Origin of the sequence: Arthrobacter sp. FW306-05-C (genome assembly GCF_021801725.1) — a bacterium.
GTDB lineage: Bacteria > Actinomycetota > Actinomycetes > Actinomycetales > Micrococcaceae > Arthrobacter.
In genome coordinates this window covers 2366227-2386839 of the sequence record NZ_CP084556.1, presented here as the reverse complement: position 1 = coordinate 2386839, position 20613 = coordinate 2366227, and the positions used below count along the sequence as shown (strand labels likewise).

General features: G+C 66.0%; 18 protein-coding genes. 13 read left to right on the top strand and 5 right to left on the bottom strand.

Annotated elements, in window-relative coordinates; translation table 11 throughout:
* The first annotated feature begins 5 nt into the window (after positions 1-5).
* The 3 genes from LFT44_RS10985 to pdxS all read left to right on the top strand — a co-directional run bounded on the left by LFT44_RS10985 (position 6) and on the right by pdxS (position 2270).
* Positions 6-593 (top strand): HIT family protein, encoded by a 588-nt coding sequence (locus tag LFT44_RS10985; protein WP_236798490.1) that lies wholly within the window; start codon positions 6-8, stop codon positions 591-593.
* Positions 583-1206: a phosphatidylinositol phosphate synthase gene (gene pgsA, locus LFT44_RS10980; protein ID WP_236798489.1), complete on the top strand. Its 624-nt coding sequence runs from the start codon at positions 583-585 to the stop codon at positions 1204-1206. Before LFT44_RS10985 ends, pgsA begins: the two co-directional genes overlap by 11 nt.
* 137 nt (positions 1207-1343) lie before the next feature.
* Positions 1344-2270: a pyridoxal 5'-phosphate synthase lyase subunit PdxS gene (pdxS, locus tag LFT44_RS10975; protein ID WP_141181666.1), complete on the top strand. Its 927-nt coding sequence runs from the start codon at positions 1344-1346 to the stop codon at positions 2268-2270.
* A gap of 351 nt (positions 2271-2621) precedes the next feature.
* On the opposite strand, the gene LFT44_RS10970 is transcribed toward pdxS, so the two are convergent.
* Positions 2622-4634, bottom strand: a complete 2013-nt coding sequence (locus LFT44_RS10970) for a M3 family metallopeptidase (protein ID WP_236798488.1) — start codon at positions 4632-4634, stop codon at positions 2622-2624.
* Positions 4635-4802: 168 nt separating this feature from the next.
* Between LFT44_RS10970 and LFT44_RS10965 the strand changes: the two genes are divergently transcribed.
* Entirely contained in the window at positions 4803-6176 is a 1374-nt protein-coding gene (locus LFT44_RS10965) for a ferredoxin reductase family protein (RefSeq protein ID WP_236798487.1), read from the top strand.
* A 16-nt stretch (positions 6177-6192) separates the two neighbouring features.
* Here LFT44_RS10965 and LFT44_RS10960 read toward each other — a convergent pair whose 3' ends face one another.
* Both LFT44_RS10960 and LFT44_RS10955 read right to left on the bottom strand, forming a co-directional pair.
* Positions 6193-6948: a type 1 glutamine amidotransferase gene (locus LFT44_RS10960; protein ID WP_236798486.1), complete on the bottom strand. Its 756-nt coding sequence runs from the start codon at positions 6946-6948 to the stop codon at positions 6193-6195.
* Positions 6945-8237: a Mur ligase family protein gene (locus tag LFT44_RS10955; RefSeq protein ID WP_236798485.1), complete on the bottom strand. Its 1293-nt coding sequence runs from the start codon at positions 8235-8237 to the stop codon at positions 6945-6947. Before LFT44_RS10955 ends, LFT44_RS10960 begins: the two co-directional genes overlap by 4 nt.
* Positions 8238-8327: 90 nt before the next feature.
* On the opposite strand from LFT44_RS10955, the gene pdxT reads away from it, so the two are divergent.
* The 9 genes from pdxT (at position 8328) to LFT44_RS10910 (ending at position 18308) form a co-directional block, all read left to right on the top strand.
* The gene (gene pdxT, locus LFT44_RS10950; RefSeq protein ID WP_236798484.1) at positions 8328-9038 is read left to right on the top strand and encodes a pyridoxal 5'-phosphate synthase glutaminase subunit PdxT; all 711 of its coding nucleotides are present in this window, start codon (positions 8328-8330) and stop codon (positions 9036-9038) included.
* Between the two features lie 3 nt (positions 9039-9041).
* Positions 9042-9797 (top strand): YebC/PmpR family DNA-binding transcriptional regulator, encoded by a 756-nt coding sequence (locus tag LFT44_RS10945; protein WP_236798483.1) that lies wholly within the window; start codon positions 9042-9044, stop codon positions 9795-9797.
* Between the two features lie 65 nt (positions 9798-9862).
* The gene (gene ruvC, locus LFT44_RS10940) at positions 9863-10441 is read left to right on the top strand and encodes a crossover junction endodeoxyribonuclease RuvC (RefSeq protein WP_159631890.1); all 579 of its coding nucleotides are present in this window, start codon (positions 9863-9865) and stop codon (positions 10439-10441) included.
* 88 nt (positions 10442-10529) lie between these two features.
* Entirely contained in the window at positions 10530-11174 is a 645-nt protein-coding gene (gene ruvA / locus LFT44_RS10935) for a Holliday junction branch migration protein RuvA (RefSeq protein ID WP_236798482.1), read from the top strand.
* Entirely contained in the window at positions 11167-12252 is a 1086-nt protein-coding gene (gene ruvB / locus LFT44_RS10930) for a Holliday junction branch migration DNA helicase RuvB (RefSeq protein ID WP_236798481.1), read from the top strand. Before ruvA ends, ruvB begins: the two co-directional genes overlap by 8 nt.
* A gap of 209 nt (positions 12253-12461) precedes the next feature.
* Positions 12462-12875, top strand: coding sequence for a preprotein translocase subunit YajC (gene yajC / locus LFT44_RS10925; protein WP_236798480.1), 414 nt, complete (start codon positions 12462-12464; stop codon positions 12873-12875).
* 99 nt (positions 12876-12974) lie between these two features.
* Positions 12975-14732, top strand: coding sequence for a protein translocase subunit SecD (gene secD / locus LFT44_RS10920; protein ID WP_236798479.1), 1758 nt, complete (start codon positions 12975-12977; stop codon positions 14730-14732).
* Positions 14732-15748 carry a protein translocase subunit SecF gene (gene secF, locus LFT44_RS10915; protein WP_236798478.1) on the top strand — a complete coding sequence of 339 codons (1017 nt, stop codon included), beginning with the start codon at positions 14732-14734 and terminating at the stop codon, positions 15746-15748. Before secD ends, secF begins: the two co-directional genes overlap by 1 nt.
* 169 nt (positions 15749-15917) lie before the next feature.
* Positions 15918-18308: a RelA/SpoT family protein gene (locus tag LFT44_RS10910; RefSeq protein ID WP_236798477.1), complete on the top strand. Its 2391-nt coding sequence runs from the start codon at positions 15918-15920 to the stop codon at positions 18306-18308.
* On the opposite strand, the gene LFT44_RS10905 is transcribed toward LFT44_RS10910, so the two are convergent.
* Together LFT44_RS10905 and LFT44_RS10900 are read right to left on the bottom strand one after the other, a co-directional pair.
* Entirely contained in the window at positions 18189-18962 is a 774-nt protein-coding gene (locus tag LFT44_RS10905; RefSeq protein ID WP_236798476.1) for a type IV toxin-antitoxin system AbiEi family antitoxin, read from the bottom strand. The genes LFT44_RS10910 and LFT44_RS10905 overlap by 120 nt on opposite strands.
* Positions 18963-19061: 99 nt before the next feature.
* The gene (locus LFT44_RS10900) at positions 19062-20573 is read right to left on the bottom strand and encodes a DUF349 domain-containing protein (RefSeq protein ID WP_236798475.1); all 1512 of its coding nucleotides are present in this window, start codon (positions 20571-20573) and stop codon (positions 19062-19064) included.
* Between the last annotated feature and the right edge of the window lie 40 nt (positions 20574-20613).

Genomic DNA, 20613 nt, shown 5'->3' with positions numbered 1-20613 from the left:
ACACAGTGCAGGAGAACACAGGCGCAGGTTATCCAGGCGATGCCGGCGTTACCGACGATTTTGCCCTCGCCGGTGTCCCGGACGCCTTCCAGCGCCTGTGGACTCCGCACCGCATGGCCTACATCAAGGGCGGTCAGCACCAGTTCAAGAACGAGAATGATTGCCCGTTCTGCGTGGGCCCCGGCCGCACCGACGAAGAGGCCCTCATCGTCCACCGCGGCCGCACCTGCTACGTGGTGCTCAACCTCTTCCCCTACAACCCAGGCCACCTGCTGGTCTGCCCGTACCGGCACATCCCGGACTACACGGATCTTACGGTTGACGAAACAGCAGAATTCGCCGACCTGACCCAGACAGCCATGCGGGTCCTGCGCAAGGTTTCCAATCCCGGTGGCTTCAACCTGGGCATGAACCAGGGAGTTGTGGGCGGTGCCGGGATCTCGGCGCACCTGCACCAGCACATCGTTCCGCGGTGGGGCGGGGACGGCAATTTCTTCCCCATCATCGCCCAGACCAAGGCCATCACTCAGACCCTTGACGAGGTCCGGCAGTTGGTGGCCGACGCCTGGCCCGGGGAGTCGGATGCTGAATAAGCATGCCCGCGGTTTCTTCACCGCCCTGTTTACCCCATTGGCCCGCTGGCTTCTGAAGATGGGTGTTTCCCCGGATGCGGTCACCATCCTTGGCACAGCAGGGGTTGCGGCGGGTGCCCTCGTGTTCTACCCGTTGGGCCAGCTCTTCTGGGGGACCCTCTTCATCACGGCGTTCATCTTCTCAGATGTCCTGGACGGCATCATGGCCAGAATGCAGGAGGTCAAGAGCCGCTGGGGGAACTTCCTCGATTCCACCTTGGACCGGATCGCCGACGGCGCCCTCTTCGCCGGTGTTTCCGTCTGGTTCTTCACCGGCGGCAACAACCCGCCCATCGCCGTCGCCGCCCTGCTGTGCCTTGTCCTGGGCATGGTGGTTTCCTACGCCAGGGCCAAGGCCGAGTCCCTGGGATTCACCGCCAACGTGGGAATCGCGGAGCGTGCAGAGCGCCTGGTATCCGTGCTGGTTGTCACCGGCCTGACCGGCCTTGGACTCCCGCCAGTGGTGCTCCTGGTCACGCTGGTGCTTCTGGCGCTGGCCAGCCTCATTACCGTGGTGCAGCGTGTACTCTCGGTGCACCGGCAGGCCTTGGCAGCACCAACCTCCGCTGATTAAGCATGATTAAGCCGGTCCCGCGGCGGGGGACTAGTATATAAGTGCCCGGTCAAGGGACCCGGCAACCCGTGCGTGCACCTCCGGCAGCTGCCGCCGCATGCCCGGCGAAGATCATCTGTCTACCCATAGGGGTTTTTGTGTCTACACCTGATGTAAGCAACGAGGCCGGTTCGTCCGCGAGCAGCGTCACGGGCAGCAGCCGCGTGAAGCGTGGCATGGCCGAGATGCTCAAGGGCGGCGTCATCATGGACGTCGTCAACGTCGAGCAGGCCCGCATCGCCGAAGACGCCGGTGCCGTGGCGGTCATGGCGCTCGAGCGCGTTCCCGCCGATATCCGCGCCCAGGGCGGCGTGTCCCGCATGTCCGATCCCGACATGATCGACCAGATCATTGACGCCGTGTCCATCCCGGTCATGGCAAAGGCCCGCATCGGCCACTTCGTGGAGGCCCAGGTCCTGCAGTCCCTCGGCGTGGACTACATCGACGAGTCCGAGGTCCTGACCCCGGCCGACTACGTCAACCACATCGACAAGTGGAACTTCAAGGTTCCCTTCGTCTGCGGTGCCACCAACCTCGGTGAGGCCCTGCGCCGCATCAACGAGGGCGCGGCCATGATCCGGTCCAAGGGCGAGGCCGGCACCGGCGACGTCTCCAACGCCACCGGGCACATGCGCAAGATCCGCTCCGAGATCGCAAGGCTCTCCTCCCTGCCCGAAGACGAGCTGTACGTCGCCGCCAAGGAACTTCAGGCCCCCTACGAACTGGTCAAGGAAGTGGCTGCGGCCGGCAAGCTCCCCGTGGTGCTGTTCACCGCAGGCGGCATTGCCACCCCCGCTGACGCTGCCATGATGATGCAGCTCGGCGCCGACGGCGTCTTCGTCGGCTCCGGCATCTTCAAATCCGGCAACCCCGCCCAGCGCGCCGCCGCCGTCGTGAAGGCCACCACCTTCTTCGACGACCCCGACGTCATCGCCAAGGCCTCCCGCGGGCTGGGCGAAGCCATGGTGGGCATCAACGTCGACGAGATCCCCCAACCGCACCGTCTCGCTGAGCGCGGCTGGTAACTCACTACTCGTTTTGGCGCCTTGTCGGCGCCGGACGGCGCGATCCTCTGCGTGCTATCCCCGCGCTCCTTTGGCAGCTTTCGCGGCTGGCTGGGGCGCGGGGCCCCTTTACGCACGCTGCCGGACCGCACCGTCCGGCGCTTCGTGTCGCCAACCGCGGTGACTGACGACGCCGGTTCCTCACTTTCTTCTGGTGGGGGACCGGCGTCGTCCGTTTTTTAGCTTTTCTCATCGATTGCTCCCCGCCGGCCCCCTAACCTCGCAAGCTCGGCCGGGGAACCCTGCCGACGTGGGCCCACGTACTTGTCGTTTTCGGGGCTCAGAACGACACTTGCTCAGCAATCGATGGGGTTACTCCAGGCCGCGGCGCTTTAGCAGGGGCTCAAGCCTTGCTTCGCGGCCTCTCAGCGTGCGGAAGGAGTCCAGCGGGTCGCGGCTGTTGCCGCGGCTCAGGAGCTCCTCGCGGAAGCGTTCGCCGTTGGCTCGGGTCAGGCCGCCATTCTCGGTGAACCAGTCCACCGTCTCGGCATCCAGCACTTCGCTCCAGATGTAGGAGTAGTAGCCCGCTGCGTAGCCTGCCCCCGCGAAAATGTGCTGGAAGTAGCCGGTCCGGTAGCGCGGCGGGATCAGCGGGTGGGCAATTCCCGCCGCAGCGAGGGCCTTGGCCTCAAACTCCAAGGCATCCTCCGGCACCTCACCCGGCTCCAGCGTGTGCCAGGCGAGGTCCAGCAGGGCCGCGCCCAAATATTCGGTGGTGGCGAAGCCTTCCCCCCAGAACCTGGATTCGTTGAGCCGGTCCACAATCTCCTGCGGAAGCGGCTCCCCGGTGACGTGGTGGCGGGCGTAGTTCGACAGCACCTGCGGCCACATGATCCACATCTCGTTGACCTGCGACGGGTACTCCACGAAGTCCCTGGGCACGGAGGTGCCTGAGAAGCGGGGATACGTGACGTTGGAGAACAGGCCGTGCAGGGCATGGCCGAACTCGTGGAACAAGGTCCGCAGCTCGTCCAGGGTGAGAAGCGTTGGCTCGCCCACCGGCGGCTTGGAGATGTTGAGCGTATTAGTCACCACGGGCTGCGTGCCGAGCAGGGCAGACTGCTCAACGAGCGAGTTCATCCACGCCCCGCCCCGCTTCGATTCGCGCGCATAGTAGTCGCCGAGGAACAGGCCCAGGCTGGAACCGTCCTCATTCCGGACCTCCCAGATGCGCACATCCGGGTGGTAGGCCTGGAGATCCGCCCGCTCCTGGAAGGTGATCCCGTACAGCGATTTTGCGGCAAAGAACACGCCGTCGGTGATGACCCGGTCGAGCTCGAAATACGGACGCAGGGCCTGTTCGTCGACGTCGTACTTCTCCCGCCGCACCTTTGCGGAATAGTAGGCCCAGTCCCATGCTTCCAGCGGGTGCCCGGCGACCTCGGCCAACGCGGCCGCTTCGGCATCCGCGTTACGGACGGCTGCCGGCGCCATTCGGTTGAGCATGGTCCGGACGGCCTCGAAGTCAGGCGCGGTCTGGCGGTCCGCGACAAGCTCGGCGTAGTTGGCGAAGCCCAGTAACTGCGCCTTTTCCGCCCGCAGCCCGGCCAGATCGCGGGCCAGGTCCAGCACATCCAGGCTGCCGCCGTCGCTGCCCCTGGCCACGGACGCTTCAAACAGGCGACGGCGGACGGCACGGTTCTCGAGCGAGGCCAGGGCAGGCTGGTTGCCTGGCTGGACCAGGGTGAGCAGGTATTTGCCCTCGTGTCCGGCGGTGCGGGCAGCTTCCGCGGCGCTGGCGACGTCATCGGCGGGCAGCCCCGCCAGGTCACGGACGTCCTCCACCAGCAGGGCAGCCGATTTCATGCCCTCTTTGACCCGCTGGCCAAACTCGGTGCCCAGCCGGGCCAGCCCGGCGTTAATTGCCCGCAGCCGTTCCTGGCCTGGGCCGTCCAGCTGGATGCCCGACTGGCGGAACTCCCTCAAGTACTCCTCTACCAGCCGGACGGATTCCGGATCACGACCGGCCGTATCAATGGCCGCAAAGCGCTCGAACAGCCTCCTGTTGAGGTAGACCTCGTCCTGGTGGGCAGAGAACCGCGGTGACAGCACCGTTTCGAGTTCCCTGATCTGCTCAGACGCGTCCGCCGAAACCAGGGTGAAGAACGCCGCGGCCGACCGGTTCAGGAGTTGTCCGGAGCGTTCCATGGCAAGGGCCGTGTTCTCAAACGTGGCCGGTTCGTCGTTGTCGGCGATGGCCTCGATTTCGTCCATGTGCGCAGCCAGGCCTGCTTCGATGGCCTCACCGTATTGCTCCGGCGCGAGCGCCGCGAAAGGTGGAATGCCGTAGGGCAGGGGACTGGCAGTGAGGAGGGGGTTCGTCATGGGGTAAACCTTTCACAGCGGGGCACGCTTCTCAATTACCTGCCCATGGCGTCGTCCTCCCAGCCGGGATCCCTACAATTGCCGCTATGGAGTCCAGCCAGGACTGCAACCAGCGCGCCCAGCAGGGCCAAGTCCCAGTTCGGGTAATGACGAAGGAGACCAGGGTCCATGACCAAAAGTGGCACAAGGCCCGGGACCACCTTCCTGGGTGTACCGTTCCAGTGGCTGGGTCCGGGCGTGGTGACGGTGCTCGTGATGGCGTACGGCATCTTCTGGTATCTGGCTCGTCCGGGAAATGAGCCCGTTGCCGGTTACGTCGGGCAGCTCTTCGGCGGCGAATCCGTGCTGCTGTATTCGATCGCGCTGGTCCTGGTCAGTACCCTTCCCCTTGTCGAGCCTGTTTTCGGCGGCATCGACCACGCCGCCATCTGGCACCGCAGGGCGGCGATTACGGCAACCATCCTGCTGTTGCCGCACATCGAACTTGCGTCCAACCCGGAAGCCACCAGCCTGGGAAAAACCTTGGCCGTGGTGGCTATCTGCGGCCTCGCGGCGCTGGTGGTGTGGGCCATCCTGCCACGTTGGCGGACCATGCTTCCGGCACCCGTGCGGCGGCTGGTGGTCACCGCGCTTCAGTCCAAGCCGGTCCAGCTGGCCGCCCGCCTACTGGGCGGCTACGAGCGGTGGCGGGGCTTCCACCGCCTGACCGGCCTGTTCCTTGCGGCCGGATTCCTGCACGGCCTGCTCGATGCCAGCGCATTCGGTGCTGTACCCGGACTGCGGTGGAGCTACGTGGCCATCGGCGGAACGGGCCTGGCCTTCTATGCCTACCGCGAACTGCTGGCACGGCGCTTCCTTCCGCACCACGACTACCAGGTGGCCGGGGTCCGGCCTGTTGCTGCGGACCTGGTGGAGGTGGCGCTGCGACCCCTGGGCCGGCCGTTGGCCTTCAAGCCGGGCCAGTTCGCCATGGTTTACCTCGAAACGGCCGAGGGCTGGCAGCGCCATCCTTTCTCCATCTCCGGACCCGCCCCGGAGGGTGGAATCAGCATTACGGTGAAGGCCCTGGGCGACCACACGACCAGGCTTCCCGACGTGGTCCAGCCGGGCATGCCGGCGGTCGTGGGCGGCCCCTATGGTCGGTTTGACCGGCACCGTGGCACTGCCCACCAAGTCTGGATCGCGGGAGGAGTGGGGATCACGCCGTTCCTCAGTTGGCTGCGGTCCCTCGACGCGGAGCCTGACGGGCAACTGCAGCAAGAGGTCCACTTCTTCGTCACCTCGGCGGGACGTTCCCCGTTCGCCGACGAGATTGCCGCCGTCGCCAGGAAGCATCCCCGGCTTACCGTACACCTGGTGGACACCGCCGCGGACGGACGGCTGACCCCGGAAGCGGTCCTGTCCTCAGTGGGCACCGAACCACGGCGGCTGTCGGTCTTCATGGGCGGCCCGGACGTCATGCTGCGGCAGTTCCGGAAAGCCTTCCAGGCGGCAGGCGTCCGCCGGGCAAACATCCACCGCGAGTACTTTCAGTGGCGTTGAGTACGGATACCGCAGCTCAGCGGGGGCGGCGGGCAGCGTGCTCCCTGGCGAGGACGGCGTAGGTGTCGTCCGGGTTGCCGGGGGAGAAGCTGCCGAATTTGCGCTCCGCAGCCGTCCGGATGAGGAAGTCCGCGATCGCCGGGTTCTTGGGCAACAGCGAGCCGTGCAGGTAGCTGGCCACGATGTTGCGGTAGCGGGCGCCCTCATGGCCATCGTTGCTGTTGTTCCCCATACCCTTGGGGACGGTGCCGAGCGGCCTGACACCGGCGCCCAGCGTCGTCTGTCCGCTGTGGTTCTCGTAGCCCAAAACCTCACCGAACTCTGGAGTGGAAATCTTGACGTTGCCGATCAGGCGCTCGTCGGTGCCGTGGGTTTCCACGTCCAGGACGCCGATACCCGGGATAACAGCGCCAGTGCGGGTCTTGAAGAAGCGGCCGAAGAGCTGGTAGAGGCCGCAAATGAGCAGCATGGGCGCACCGTCCTCGGCCAACTCCTTGAGTTCTCCGGCCCGGGCCTGCAGGTCGTCCTGGATCACCAGTTGGCCGCTGTCCTGGCCCCCGCCTCCCACGATGATGTCCACGCCGTCAGGGAAGGGGTCGCCCACGTTGTACTCAAGCAGTTCGGGGGTGTACCCGTGCCAGGCGATGCGCCGCTGCAGGACCAGGGCATTGCCCCAGTCGCCGTAAATGTTCATGTCGCGGGGGTACAACTGGACTACCCGGAGGGTGCCTTTGGACTGGGCGGCAGCTGTCGCTGCTTCTGCCGGATTCACGAGACAACCTCCACGGTGGTGATTTTGGACAGCTCGCGGCGAATGGCCAGCATCGCCGTGTAAGTGCAGAAGATCCGCTTTGGCTTGCCCCGGCCCTCCCTGACGAAGGCTGCGAGGGCGGCGGGGATCTCCGGCTCCACGGCCCCGACCTGGACGTCGTCGTACTGCAACCGCAGCGCCATGTCGTAGGCCCGGGACCCGGTGATCAGCTCCACGCCGCCCTCCCGGAGGGAATCGAACTCCACGTCCCAGAGCCAGGACATGTCCCGGCCGTCGGCATAGTTGTCGTTGATCGCGATCATGGTGGCGTAACCGCCGGCAGGGAAGGATTTAAGTCCCAGCCGGAAACCGCTGGGGTTCTTGACCAACACCAGGTCCAGTGGCTGGCCGTCCACGGTGAGGCTTTCACCGCGCCCGAAGGCGGGGGCAACCTTGGACAACGCCTCGAGCAAGGTGGCGTGGTCCGCCGTCGCGGCGCCTGCCCCGCAGATGCTGCGGGCCAGGGTCAGGGCCGCGGCCGCATTGAAGATGTTGTACACGCCGCGCAGCTTCATCGCTGTGGTGACCGTACCGCCGTCGTACTCAAACTCGGCACTGTCCGCGCCCACTTTCCGGAGCACGACGTCGGCGGCCGGCTTCTCCGGCAGGCCCGCCGGGGCGGGGCTTCCGGGAGCAGCCCGCATGTCGTCGTCATTGGGGAAGGTCGCCAGCAGGGAGTCGTCGAGGCCGAAGTACTTGACCTCCTGACCCGTCAGGGTGTCTGCGATCCGTGCCACCCGCGGATCCTCGCGGTTGAGGACCACGGTTCCGGTGGTCTTGGCGGCAATGTGCTGCAGGAGCTGTGCGGTCTTGTCGATTTCGCCGAAGCGGTCCAGCTGGTCGCGCAGCACGTTAAGGAGCAGGCAGTAGCGCGGCGGGACACTGTTCACGAAATGCACCGCGTGGGCTTCGTCAAGCTCCAGGACGGCAATGTCCGCGTCCAGCCGGCCGCGCCAGTCCACTTCACCCAGGAGGGCCGCCGCCACGCCCCGCGTGAAATTGCTGCCGGTGCGGTTGGTGAAAACCTTCAGGCCCTGGCTTTCCAGCAGTTCCACCACCATCTTGGTGGTGGTGGTTTTGCCGTTGGTGCCGCTGACCACCGCCACACCGTGCGGCAGGGTGGTGAGCGTCCGCCGCATGAAGCCGGGGTCGATTTTCTCGACCACCAGGCCGGGCAGCGCGGACCCGCCGCCCCGCAGCCGGGACACCCTGCGGACCAGCTTGCCGAGCGGAACACTGTAGAAGACCATGTTTTGAATATATCCCAGCAGCGGCATGCAACCTTTGCCGGCAGGATGCCTGCGGCACCAGCCATACGGCCCGGGCCGTATGCTGGAAAGATGACAAACCCCCCATCTGCTGCCCAGGCGCGCGTGGGGTCAGGCCTGAAAATCGGTGTCCTGGCCCTCCAGGGCGACTTCCGTGAGCACCTGCGTGCCGCGGAAGCCACGGGCGCCCAAGGCGTGCCCGTGCGCCGCCCGGAGGAACTGGACGGCCTGGACGGCCTCATTATCCCCGGCGGCGAGTCCACCGCCATCGATAAGCTGGCCCGTGCCTTCGAGCTTGCCGATCCGCTCCGCAAATACATCGGCGAGGGTTTGCCCGTGTATGGCTCCTGTGCAGGCATGATCCTGCTCGCGTCCGACATCGCCGATCCGGCAACCGATCTGTCCGGTGCGCCGCAGCAGACCTTCGGCGGCCTTGACATTACTGTCCGCCGCAACGCCTTCGGCCGCCAGCGCGAATCCTTCGAAACCGACCTGGACTTCAAGGGCCTGGACTTCAGCGCCACCGAATCGGGCGTGGAACCGGTGCACGCAGTCTTCATCCGCGGGCCCTGGGTGGAACGGGTGGGAGAGGACGTGGAGGTCCTGGCACAGGTGGAACCGGCCGACCCCCACCATGCATCCCACGCCGCATCGCTGCCGGGGGCGGCTAGAATTGTGGCAGTGCGTTCCGGCCAGTTGCTGGCCACCTCCTTCCATCCGGAAGTGACCGGCGAGAAACGCGTACACGAACTTTTTATCCGAATGATCAGAGGAGAAGCGTAAAGCATGTCAGGCCACTCCAAATGGGCAACGACCAAGCACAAAAAGGCGATCATTGACAGCCGCCGCGCAAAGTCGTTCGCCAAACTGATCAAGAACATTGAAGTTGCCGCCCGGATGGGCGGACCGGACCTCGCCGGCAACCCCGGTCTGGAACTCGCCGTCACCAAGGCCAAGAAAACCTCGGTTCCCAACGACAACATCGACCGCGCCATCAAGCGCGGCGCCGGCCTCACCGGCGAAGTGGTTGACTACACCGAAATCATGTACGAGGCCCGCGGCCCGCAAGGCTCGGCCCTGCTGATCGAGTGCCTTACCGACAACAAGAACCGGGCAGCATCAGAGGTTCGCCTGGCCATCTCCCGCAACGGCGGCACCATTGCCGACCCCGGCTCCGTCAGCTACCTCTTCACCCGCAAGGGCGTGGTGAACCTGCCCAAGAACGGCCTCAGCGAGGACGACGTCCTGATGGCCGTCCTCGATGCAGGTGCGGAGGAAGTCAAGGACAACGGGGAGACCTTCGAGATCCACTCGGAGCCTGGCGACCTGCAGGCCATCCGTGAAGCGCTGAAGGAAGCCGGCATTGAATACGACACGGACGAAGTGGAGTTCGTGCCCTCCATGCAGGTTGAGCTGGACGTTGACGGCGCCCGCAAGTTCCTGAAGCTCGCCGATGCCCTCGAGGACCTCGACGACGTCCAGAACGTCTACAGCAACGCCGACCTGAGCGACGACGTCCAGGCTGCCCTGGAATCCGAGTGACGTCCCACCTTGCCCGCTAGCCCGCAGGAATCGAAGCCGGGTTCCCCGGCCGGAGCGGAGCATAAGTGACCCTCCGTGTCCTCGGTGTTGATCCCGGCCTCACCCGCTGCGGCATCGGCGTCGTGGACGTCGAACGGAACCGGCGCGCCAGCATGGTCGCCGTTGGCGTCGTGGGCACGTCCCCGGACGAGACCCTCGACCGCCGGCTGCTGGTAATCGCAACCGCCATCGACGAGTGGCTGGACCGCTACGAACCGGAAGTACTCGCCGTCGAACGCGTTTTCTCGCAACTCAACGTGAGCACGGTAATGGGTGTTGCCCAGGCCTCCGGCGTGGTGATCGCGGCGGCCGCACGCCGGGGAATCCCGGTGGCGCTGCACACGCCGTCGGAGGTTAAGGCAGCCGTCACCGGCAGCGGGTCCTCCAACAAGGACGCCGTGACCAAACTGGTCACCAAGATCCTCCGGCTGGATGCCCCTCCGCGCCCCGCCGACGCCGCCGACGCGCTGGCGCTGGCCATCACGCATGCGTGGCGCGCCGGCAGCGGTGCCGCCGTGGCCACCACCGGTCCCGGCAGCTCATCCCTGACGCCCGCCCAGCGCGCGTGGGCCGAAGCGGAGGCAAAGGCGCGCCGCGCACGCTGATTGTCCCTGCTGCTTGCTAGGGTATTCGTAGATATGTTCGGATAGCCGGGCCCCACGAACGGGCCCGCAGTACCACGGGAGCCCGGCCTTGATCAGTTTCCTCCGCGGAACGGTAGCGCACGTTGGCCTGTCAACGGCTGTGATTGACCTCAACGGTGCCGGGATGAGCGTCTATGCCACCCCGCAGACCCTTAGCCACCTCCGCGTCGGTGAAGAGGGCAAGGTGTTCACCTCGCTGATCGTGCGGGAGGACTCGCTCACGCTCTTTGGCTTCGCGGACGACGACGAGCGCGAGGTTTTCGAGGTTCTGCTCAGCGTCAGCGGAGTCGGGCCCCGGCTTGCCCTTGCTGTCCTGGCAGTCCATGACCCCGAAGCCATTAGGGTGGCGGCACACACGGGGGACAGCAAGACCTTCACCAAGGTCCCCGGCATCGGCCCCAAGGTGGCGGGCAGGATTGTGCTGGAACTCGCAGGGAAGCTCGTCCCGCAGGGGACAGCTCCAGCCCCCGGAGCCGGAACCCCTGCCGAGGCCGCCTGGAAGCCCCAGGTGGTGGCCGCAATGACCAGCCTTGGCTGGTCCGAGAAGGACGCGTCCACCAGTATCGACAAAGCCCTGGCCGACGAACCCGAAGTGTCCTTCCGCGGCAACGTTCCCGAGATCCTCCGCACCACGCTCCGGTGGCTCGGCCAGGACGGCGCACGCGCCGGTAACCGCGTAGGCACCCGTGGCTGAACCCTCACTGGTTGCCGCGGGGGAGGAACCGGAAGAGCGTGCCATCGAGGCCGCGCTGCGGCCCAAGAACCTGGACGACTTCGTTGGCCAGCACCGGGTGCGCAAGCAGCTGTCGCTGGTGCTGCAGGCCTCCCGGATGCGCGGGCGAACAGCGGACCACGTGCTGTTCTCGGGCCCGCCCGGCCTGGGCAAGACCACCCTTGCCATGATCGTCGCCGCGGAGATGAACGCGCCGCTGCGCCTCAGCAGCGGACCAGCCATCCAGCACGCCGGCGACCTCGCGGCCATCCTGTCCTCGCTGTCCGAAGGCGAGGTCCTGTTCCTCGACGAGATCCACCGCATGTCCCGGCCGGCCGAGGAAATGCTGTACATGGCCATGGAGGACTTCCGCGTCGACATTGTCGTGGGCAAGGGTGCAGGCGCCACTGCGATTCCCCTGGAACTGCCGCCGTTCACCCTGGTGGGGGCCACCACCCGTGCCGGGTTGCTCCCGGGACCGCTGCGCGACCGGTTCGGGTTCACCGGGCACCTCGAGTTTTACTCGGTTCCCGAGCTGGAGCTGGTTCTGCGCCGTTCCGCCGGGCTGCTGGACCTGAAGGTCAACTCCGCCGGATTCGCTGAGATCGCCGGCCGTTCCCGCGGTACGCCGCGTATCGCCAACCGCCTGCTGCGCCGTGTCCGGGACTGGGCGCTGGTGCACGGCATCGAACAAATCGATGCAAGGGCCGCCTCCGCTGCCCTGGACATGTATGAAGTGGACAAGAAAGGCCTGGACCGGCTGGACCGGGCGGTCCTGGACGCCCTCATTACCAAATTCGGCGGCGGTCCCGTGGGCCTCTCCACCCTCGCTATTGCCGTGGGTGAGGAAACCGAAACGGTGGAAACCGTCGCCGAACCCTTCCTGGTCCGCGAAGGCCTGCTGGGCCGCACGCCCCGCGGCAGGATCGCGCTGGCGGCTGCGTGGACGCACCTTGGCTACGCCATCCCGTCCAACGTGTTCGCGCAGGAGCAGCTGGACCTTTTCGAGCCCGGCGGGGACGCTTCCGCGGCGGGGGAATGGGTCGCGGAGGGCCAATAGCAGGCTCCCTTCAGCTTTTCCCTTTAGACTGGTATGACGCCCGGCACGTTCGGGTCTTTGTTTCGCGGGTGGCCCTGACGCCCCCGTCGCTTGGGGAAGGAAAAGTCAGGCGCTCTGCCTGCATCACCAGCCCGCCCCGGCCGAAGCGAAGCCGACGTCGCTGGAAAACCAGCTGTACCAGAAAAAGAACGGAATTCCCCTTGGATCCAATGTCAATTCTCCTGTTCGTCATGCTCGGCGTGTTCATCTTCATGATGTTCCGCCGCAACAAGAAGACGCAGCAGCAGCAGGCAGAGCTCCAGTCGAAGTTTGGCCCGGGCGTGGAGGTCATGACCAGTTTTGGCCTTTTCGGCCGGATCGTGGACATCGACGAGGCCGACAACAAGGTCACGCTTGAACTTTCCCCCGGCAACCTGGCCACCGTCCACCGCCAGGCCGTCACCAAGGTCATCGAGCCTGCCGTGGAAACCACCCCTGAGGCCGAGCCCGCCGCTGCTTCCCCTGTGGTACCGGACGATGCGTCCTCCCTCACCACCCCGGAGACCGGGAGCACCGCCACCGGCGCGGAGACTCCGGAAGAAAACCTGAAGCGCCTCAACGACGAGGGCAAGAAGGACAGCTAGGCCCGCTGGCCCCTTTCCTCCCTCTACCGCTGCGGACCACCGCCGGCGCGGCCATGGCCTGCGCCGGCGGTTCCTCCGCGAATAAGAGAAAGATCGACAATGGCACGAACTGGCCGCAAGAAGCCGGGGCTCCGCGTCCTGGTCTGGCTTGGCGTACTCCTGGCGGCGCTGACCGCCGTCCTGGCCGGCGGCACCATCGCCGGACAGGCCAGCTGGGCGCCCAAACTCGCCCTGGACCTGGAGGGCGGCACCCAGATGATCCTCGCCCCGAAGGTGGAGGGCGGATCGGACATCAACGAGCAGCAGCTCAACCAGGCCGTGGCGATCATCCGCCAGCGCGTTGACGGCTCGGGCGTCTCCGAAGCGGAAATCAGCACCCAGTCCGGGCGCAACGTGGTGGTCAGCCTTCCCGGCACGCCTTCCGCCGAAACCCGGAACCTGATCCAGGCCTCCGCGGACATGAATTTCCGCCCCGTGCTGCTCAATGGTGACGGCGCACCGGTGCCGCCGGAGTCGCAGACCCCTGAGGCCCAGCTCCCCAAGCCGACGGCTGCCCCGGCGAACAGCAGCGACACCAACTGGATCACACCCGAGATCTACAAGCAGTTCGAGACACTTGACTGCAACAGCCCCGCAGCCGAGAAGTCCCAGCGGTCAGATCCCACGAAGCCGCTGGTCACCTGCGAGCCTGCCACCGACAAGTCCCCGGCGATCAAGTACATCCTGGGTCCCGTGGAGGTGAAGGGCAGCAACATCGTCACTTCGTCCTTCCAGCTGCAGCAGGGCGCCCAGGGCGCGGTCACCAATGAGTGGGCCGTCAACATCCAGTTCGACGCCGAAGGTACCGCGAAGTTCAAAGAGGTCACCGAGCGCCTGAACCAGTTCTACACGGCCGCCGGCGGGCAGTCGGGCAGCGACCCCAAGGCGCAGTTCGCCATCGTCCTGGACGACCAGGTCATCTCCGCGCCGCGTGCGCTGGCCGTCATCACCGACGGACGTCCGCAGATCACCGGCGGCTTCACCGAGCAGACCGCCAAGGCCCTGTCCGACCAGCTGAAGTTCGGCGCCCTTCCCATCAGCTTCGACATCCAGAGCGAGCAGCAGATTTCCGCCACGCTTGGTGGGGAACAGTTGCGCATGGGATTGTTGGCCGGCCTGATCGGGCTCCTGCTCGTGGTGGTCTACTCGCTGTTCCAGTACCGGGCCCTGGGCTTCGTGACCATTGCCTCCCTGGTGGTGGCCGGTGCCCTGACCTACCTGGCCATCGCCATCCTCGGCTGGACCGAGAACTACCGGCTGTCCCTTGCGGGCGTTGCGGGCATCATCGTGGCCATCGGCCAGACAGCTGACTCGTTCATCGTCTACTTTGAGCGCATCCGTGACGAACTGCGTGAAGGGCGCGGCCTGGTGTCCGCGGTCGAAAACGGCTGGAAGCGGGCCAAGCGCACCGTCCTGGCGTCCAAGGCCGTCAACCTGCTGGCCGCGCTCGTCCTGTACTTCGTCGCCGTGGGCAACGTGCGCGGTTTCGCCTTCACCCTGGGCCTGACCGCCATTGCCGACCTCATCGTGGTGTTCATGTTCACCCACCCCACGCTGCAGCTTCTGGCCCGCACCCGTTTCTTCGGTGAAGGCCACAAGTTCTCCGGCCTGGACCCCGAACGGCTGGGCGCGGTGCCGCTGTACCGCGGCGCCGGGCGGATCCGTACTCCCGAGGAGCGGCCTGTGGTGGTCCGCAGCAAGAACGCCGGTGCAGCGGCCGAGGCCGAGCGCCGCATGACCATCGCCGAACGGCGCATGGCAGAAAAGCAGGAACAGCTGGCTGGCTCGTCCAAGACCTCCGCGAAGGAGAACAAGTAATGTCAGGCTTCTCCACTTTCGGCAACGAGCTTTACTCGGGCAAGCGCTCCTACGACTTCGTTGGCGCCAAGAAGATCTGGTTCATCATCGCCGCGGTGGGCGTGGCCCTGTCCATCATCATCCCGGTGGCCATGGGCGGCTTCAACCTCGGTATTGAATTCCGCGGCGGCTCTGAATTCACGGTCTCCAACGTCAAGACCACCGATGCCGCCATCGGCGGGAAAGCCGTCACCGACGTTGTATCCGGCAGCGTTCCGCGCGTGGCAAACGTGGCCGGCAACACCATGCGCATCCAGACGGACAAACTGACGGACGACGAAACCCTCAAAATCAAGCAGGGCCTCACCAGCGCCTATGGCGTTACGGACAACGAGGTGACATCCACGTTCGTGGGCCCCACCTGGGGTGCTGACGTGACAAAGCAGGCACTGATCGGCCTGGTGGTGTTCGTGCTGCTGGCGGCCCTGCTCATGGCCCTGTACTTCCGTACCTGGAAGATGTCCCTCTCGGCCCTTGCCGGCATGGCGGTGACCATGTTCATCACCGCCGGGGTCTACGCCCTGAGCGACTTCGAGGTGACCCCGTCGGCCATCATCGGCTTCCTGACCGTCCTCAGCTACTCCCTGTACGACACCGTGGTGGTCTTCGACAAGATCCGCGAGAACACCTCCGGCATCGACGCGTCCACGCGCCGGACCTTCGCCGAGGAAGTCAACCTCGCGGTCAACCAGACGCTGGTGCGGTCCATCAACACCATGATGGTGGCCATCCTCCCCGTCGGAGCCATTCTGTTCATCGGTGCCGGACTCCTCGGCGCAGGAACGCTCCGCGACCTGTCCCTCGCCCTGTTCGTCGGGATCCTGATCGGCACCGCCGCGACGATCTTCGTGGCGGCGCCGATGTACGCCTGGCTCCGCCAGGGCGAACCGGATTTGGTCAAGCAGGCACGGCGCGTGGAGCAGCGCCGCGCCGGGGCTGCGGAGCGGTCAACGACGGCGACGCCGGCGCAAGCCTGACCGGCAACCGCGAAGCCTGACGGGGAACCACAGGCAGTTGTAAAGCCCTCAAGGGCCGGGTGATGCAGATATTGCGTCACCCGGCCCTTGACTATTCTGTCCCGGTTATAAAAGTCGCCGCCCGGAGGAATAGACTGGGGTAATTAAATCGGTGGTGAGGGGTGCTTCATTGGAAGAACGTTCGGCGTCGGCGCCAACGGCACAGGAAGATAAGAATCCTGCCGGTGTACAAGCCGGTGCGGCAACGCCCGCGCGCCCTGGTTCCCTGGTTCCTGTCGACAACTCAGGATCCCGCGCCACGTTCCCGGGCCGCCGTGAGCGGACCCGCTCCCGCCTTGCCCGCCTGACCGGCCGCGGCCCAGCCACGTACTCTCCCATCCTTGAACCGTTGCTCCGCACCGTCCGCGCCAACAATCCCAAAGAGGACTTCGACCTCATCCAGCGCGCCTTTGACGTAGCCGAGCGCAGCCACCGCGGGCAGAAGCGCAAGAGCGGGGATCCGTACATCACCCACCCCGTGGCCGTGGCAACCATCCTCGCTGAACTGGGACTCAGCGGCACGACGCTGGCTGCAGCGCTGCTGCATGACACGGTGGAAGACACTCCGTACACGCTTGCCGACCTGAAGCGGGACTTCGGGCCGGAAGTAGCAATGCTGGTGGACGGCGTGACCAAACTGGACAAAGTCAGCTTCGGCGAGGCTGCCCAGTCGGAGACCGTCCGAAAAATGGTCGTGGCCATGGCCAAGGACATCCGTGTCCTGATGATCAAGCTGGCGGACCGGCTGCATAACGCCCGCACCTGGCGCTTCGTTTCGGCCGAATCCTCTGCCCGCAAAGCCCGGGAAACCCTGGAGATCTTCGCACCGCTGGCCCACCGCCTGGGTATGAACACCATCAAGTGGGAGCTTGAGGACCTGTCCTTCGCGGCGCTGTATCCCAAGGTGTACGAGGAGATCGTCCGGATGGTGGGGGACAGGACCCCCGAGCGGGAAAAGAGCCTGGGCGTCATCCGCGACCAGATCACGGAGGACCTGCGCGGAGCCCGGATCAAGGCCACCATCACCGGCCGGCCCAAGCATTACTACTCCATCTACCAAAAGATGATTGTCCGCGACAAGGACTTCGACGACATCAACGACCTCATGGGTGTCCGCGTCCTGGTGGACTCCGTCCGGGACTGCTACGCCGCCCTGGGTATCATGCATTCGCGCTGGAACCCCCTGCCCGGCAGGTTCAAGGACTACATCGCGATGCCGAAGTTCAACATGTACCAGTCGCTGCACACCACCGTCATCGGTCCGGGCGGCAAGCCGGTGGAGATCCAGATCCGCACGCATGAGATGCACCGCCGGGCCGAATACGGCGTGGCGGCCCACTGGAAGTACAAGGACCAGCCGAACCGCACCGCCGTGGGTCCCGGAAGTCCCCGCGACGGCGACATGGGGTGGCTGCGGTCCCTGGTGGACTGGCAGCAGGAGACATCGGATCCGGGGGAGTTCCTGGACTCGCTCCGGTTTGAAATCAACGCCCGCGAAGTGTTCGTCTTCACCCCCAAGGGCGAAGTCATGGCACTGCCGGCGGGATCGACACCCGTGGACTTTGCCTACGCAGTCCACACGGAGGTGGGCCACCGCACCATCGGCGCCAGGGTCAACGGCAAGCTGGTCCCGCTCAACAGCGAACTGAACCACGGCGACTGGGTGGAAATCTTCACCTCCAAGGCCGAGGGAGCGGGGCCCAGCCAGGACTGGCAGCACTTCGTCAAGAGCGCCCGGGCACGCAACAAGATCCGGCAGTGGTTCAGCAAGGAACGCCGCGAAGAAGCGATCGACCGCGGCAAGGAACTGCTGACCCGTGCCATGCGGAAGCAGAACCTCCCGCTGCAGCGGCTGATGACGCACGAGGCCCTGGCCGCCGTGGCGGAGGAGTTCAAGTACGCCGACATCTCCGGGCTTTACGCCGGGGTGGGCGACGGACACACGTCCGCGCAGTCGGTCATGGAGAAGCTCATTGAAAGCCTGGGCGGCAATGAGAGTGCCGATGATGACGTCGAAGAGGTCAGCATCCCCACCCAGGTCACCAAGGCCCGCTTCTCCGACTCCGGTGTAGTGGTCCGCGGCGTAGGCGACGTCTGGGTCAAGCTCGCCCGCTGCTGCACGCCCGTTCCGCCGGATCCGATCCTCGGTTTCGTGACCCGGGGTTCCGGTGTTTCCGTGCACCGGACTGACTGCACGAACATCTCGGACCTGAAGGACCAGCCGGACCGGATCGTGGACGTGGACTGGGCGCCAACCCAGTCGAGCGTCTTCCTGGTGGAAATCCAGGTTGAGGCGCTGGACCGCAAGTCCCTGCTCTCCGACGTGACCAGGGTCCTGTCGGACAACCACGTCAACATCCTCGCCGCCAGCGTCCACACCTCCACGGACCGCGTGGCGATCTCAAAGTTCGCTTTCGAGATGGGCGACCCCAAGTACCTCAGCCACGTCCTGAGCGCCGTCCGGCGGATCGACGGGGTCTTCGACGTCTACCGCACCACCGGCAACAAACGCCGGAGCTAGCAGGGCAAGCTTTTCCAGCGCCGCCCGCTTGTGTGGCACCCGGGGTGTTGCCTCGATGGCCCGGACCAGGAGGCGCAGCTTCACGTCCTGCTGCGGCCTTGCCAGCAGGCCGGCGAGTGCGGGTACGGCGCGCTCCGATTCCACATGCAGGGCGATATCAAGCGCGGTCCGCAGGGGGCTGGACACCATGAGCCCGCCCAGGCTGATCACATCGAACGGCCCAAGCTTCACTTCATGCAACGTGCAGCCGCGCGTGCTCCGCAGGCTGGACACCCTCCGCTTGGCATCCACCAGCAGGGCCAGGCGGTCAGGCTCAGCCGCACAGCCGTAGATCCAGGCCGCCGTCATCCGCCCGGCAACAACGCGCTGCCGTATTGCCGCCGGTACAGCCCCTGCCGCTGCCCTTGCACGCAGCTGAGGGGACGCAGGGATTCCGGGGAGCGTGTAGCCGTGCTGATGGAAACGGGCCAGCAGGCCGTCCGCTGCGAGGGACTGCAGTTCCGGACCGGCGAAGGGGCCGCCGGGAGCATAAAGCTCGGGAAAGCGGGGCGCTGCGCCGGATTCCGCCGGGTTTTCCCGGCAAGCCGCACGGGAAACTGGCGGGCCGGCTGCCCTGCCTGGCCCGGCGGCGGATGGAGTTGGAGGAGTGGCCATAGCCCCATCCTGCCCGGGACGCCCTTAAGCGGCACAGGCCCCGCCCGGTTTATGTGGATAACCGGAACGGGGCCTGCGCCCGTCAGCTCAACGGGTTGTTCAGGACAGCTCGCTGGCGGAGCGCTGGATCTGGTCGAGCCAGGCCTGGCGCGCCTCAAGGGCTTCCTGGGCAGCCTTGATCTTGCGCTGGTCGCCGCTCTTCTCTGCCTTGGCGAGGTCTTCCTGGAGCCCGGCGATGGCGGACTCCAACTGGGACAACGCGCTGTTGGTGCGTGCCTTGCGCTCAGGGTTGGACCGCTGCCACTGCTCTTCCTCAGCGTGGCGGACGGCGTCCTCGACCTTCCGCAGTCCGGCCTCGATCCGGCCCATGTCTGCCCGCGGCACCTTGCCGGCCTCTTCCCAGCGGTCACGGATGGACTGCAGGGCCTTCTTGGCCGCGGCGAGGTCCTTGACCGGCAGGATGGTGTTGGCCTCGGCCAGCAGTTCTTCCTTCACGGTAAGGTTTGCGGCGTATTCCTGGTCGATCTCGTCATTGGCGGCCTGGCGCGACGTGAAGAAGACGTCCTGCGCGGCGCGGAAGCGTGCCCACAGCGCGTCATCGTCCTTGCGGCTGGCACGCGGCGATGCCTTCCACTGGTCCATCAGCCGGCGGTATTCCCCGGCGGCGTAGCCCCAGTCCGTGGAGGTGGACAGGGCTTCAGCTTCGGCAATCAGCTTCTCCTTGGCAGCCTTGGCCGCAGAGTTGTTGCTGTCCAGCTGGGAGAAATATGCCCTGCGGTGGCGGTCGAAAACGGTGCGGGCAGCACGGAACCGCTTCCAGAGGGCGTCTTCGTTGCTGCGGCCCAGCCGGACGCCGCTCTTCTGGGCGGCTTTCCAGTTTTCGAAAAGCTCGTTCATGCGGGCGCTGGAGGTCTTCCACTGTGTCTGGGCGGGATCCTGGCCGGAAATCTGCTCCGCCTCGGCAACAATGGCTTCACGCGCTGCGAGCTCGGCGGCCCGCACGGCGTCGTGCTCTGCTTTCTCGGCCTTTTCCAGCTCCGCGATCTGGCCGGACAGCTTATCCAGGCGCGCTTCCGCAGCCCGGAGGTCGCCCACCATGTTCCGCTCGGCAAGCTGCTCATGCAGGTGCGTCACCGTCTTCTGCATGTCGGTGCTGGGGGCCTTGGAGGTGACCCGCTGTTCCAGCAGAACGATCTGAGCCACGACGTCGTCGTACTTCCGCGCAAAGTACAGCAGGGCTTCGTCGTCGCTGACGCCGGGGTACTGGCCCACGGGGTGCTCGCCGTCGTCGATCTTCAGGTAGACGTGGCCGTCGCCCTCCACCCGGCCCCATTTGGACGCCTCGGCGACGGAGGTGCTGGGTGCGGCAGGAGCCGGTGCGGCGGCGGGTGCGGCCGCGGCCGGCTTGGGCCGGGAGGCGAAAGCGGCAGGAGACGGTGCAGACGGCCGGGGCCCGGGGGCCGGCGCAGCCGCCGAGGGCGCTGCGGGAGCCTCGGGCGCGGCAGATGACTGCTCGGCATTCGCATCAGGACCGGTACCTTCGCCGGCGGCGGGGGCCGCCGTTTCGGTCAGGTCTGTTGCTGTTTCGTCGGATTTTTGACTGTCTGTCACCGCTAAAAGTCTTTCGCTTGGAGGGAAATACTCACGTACT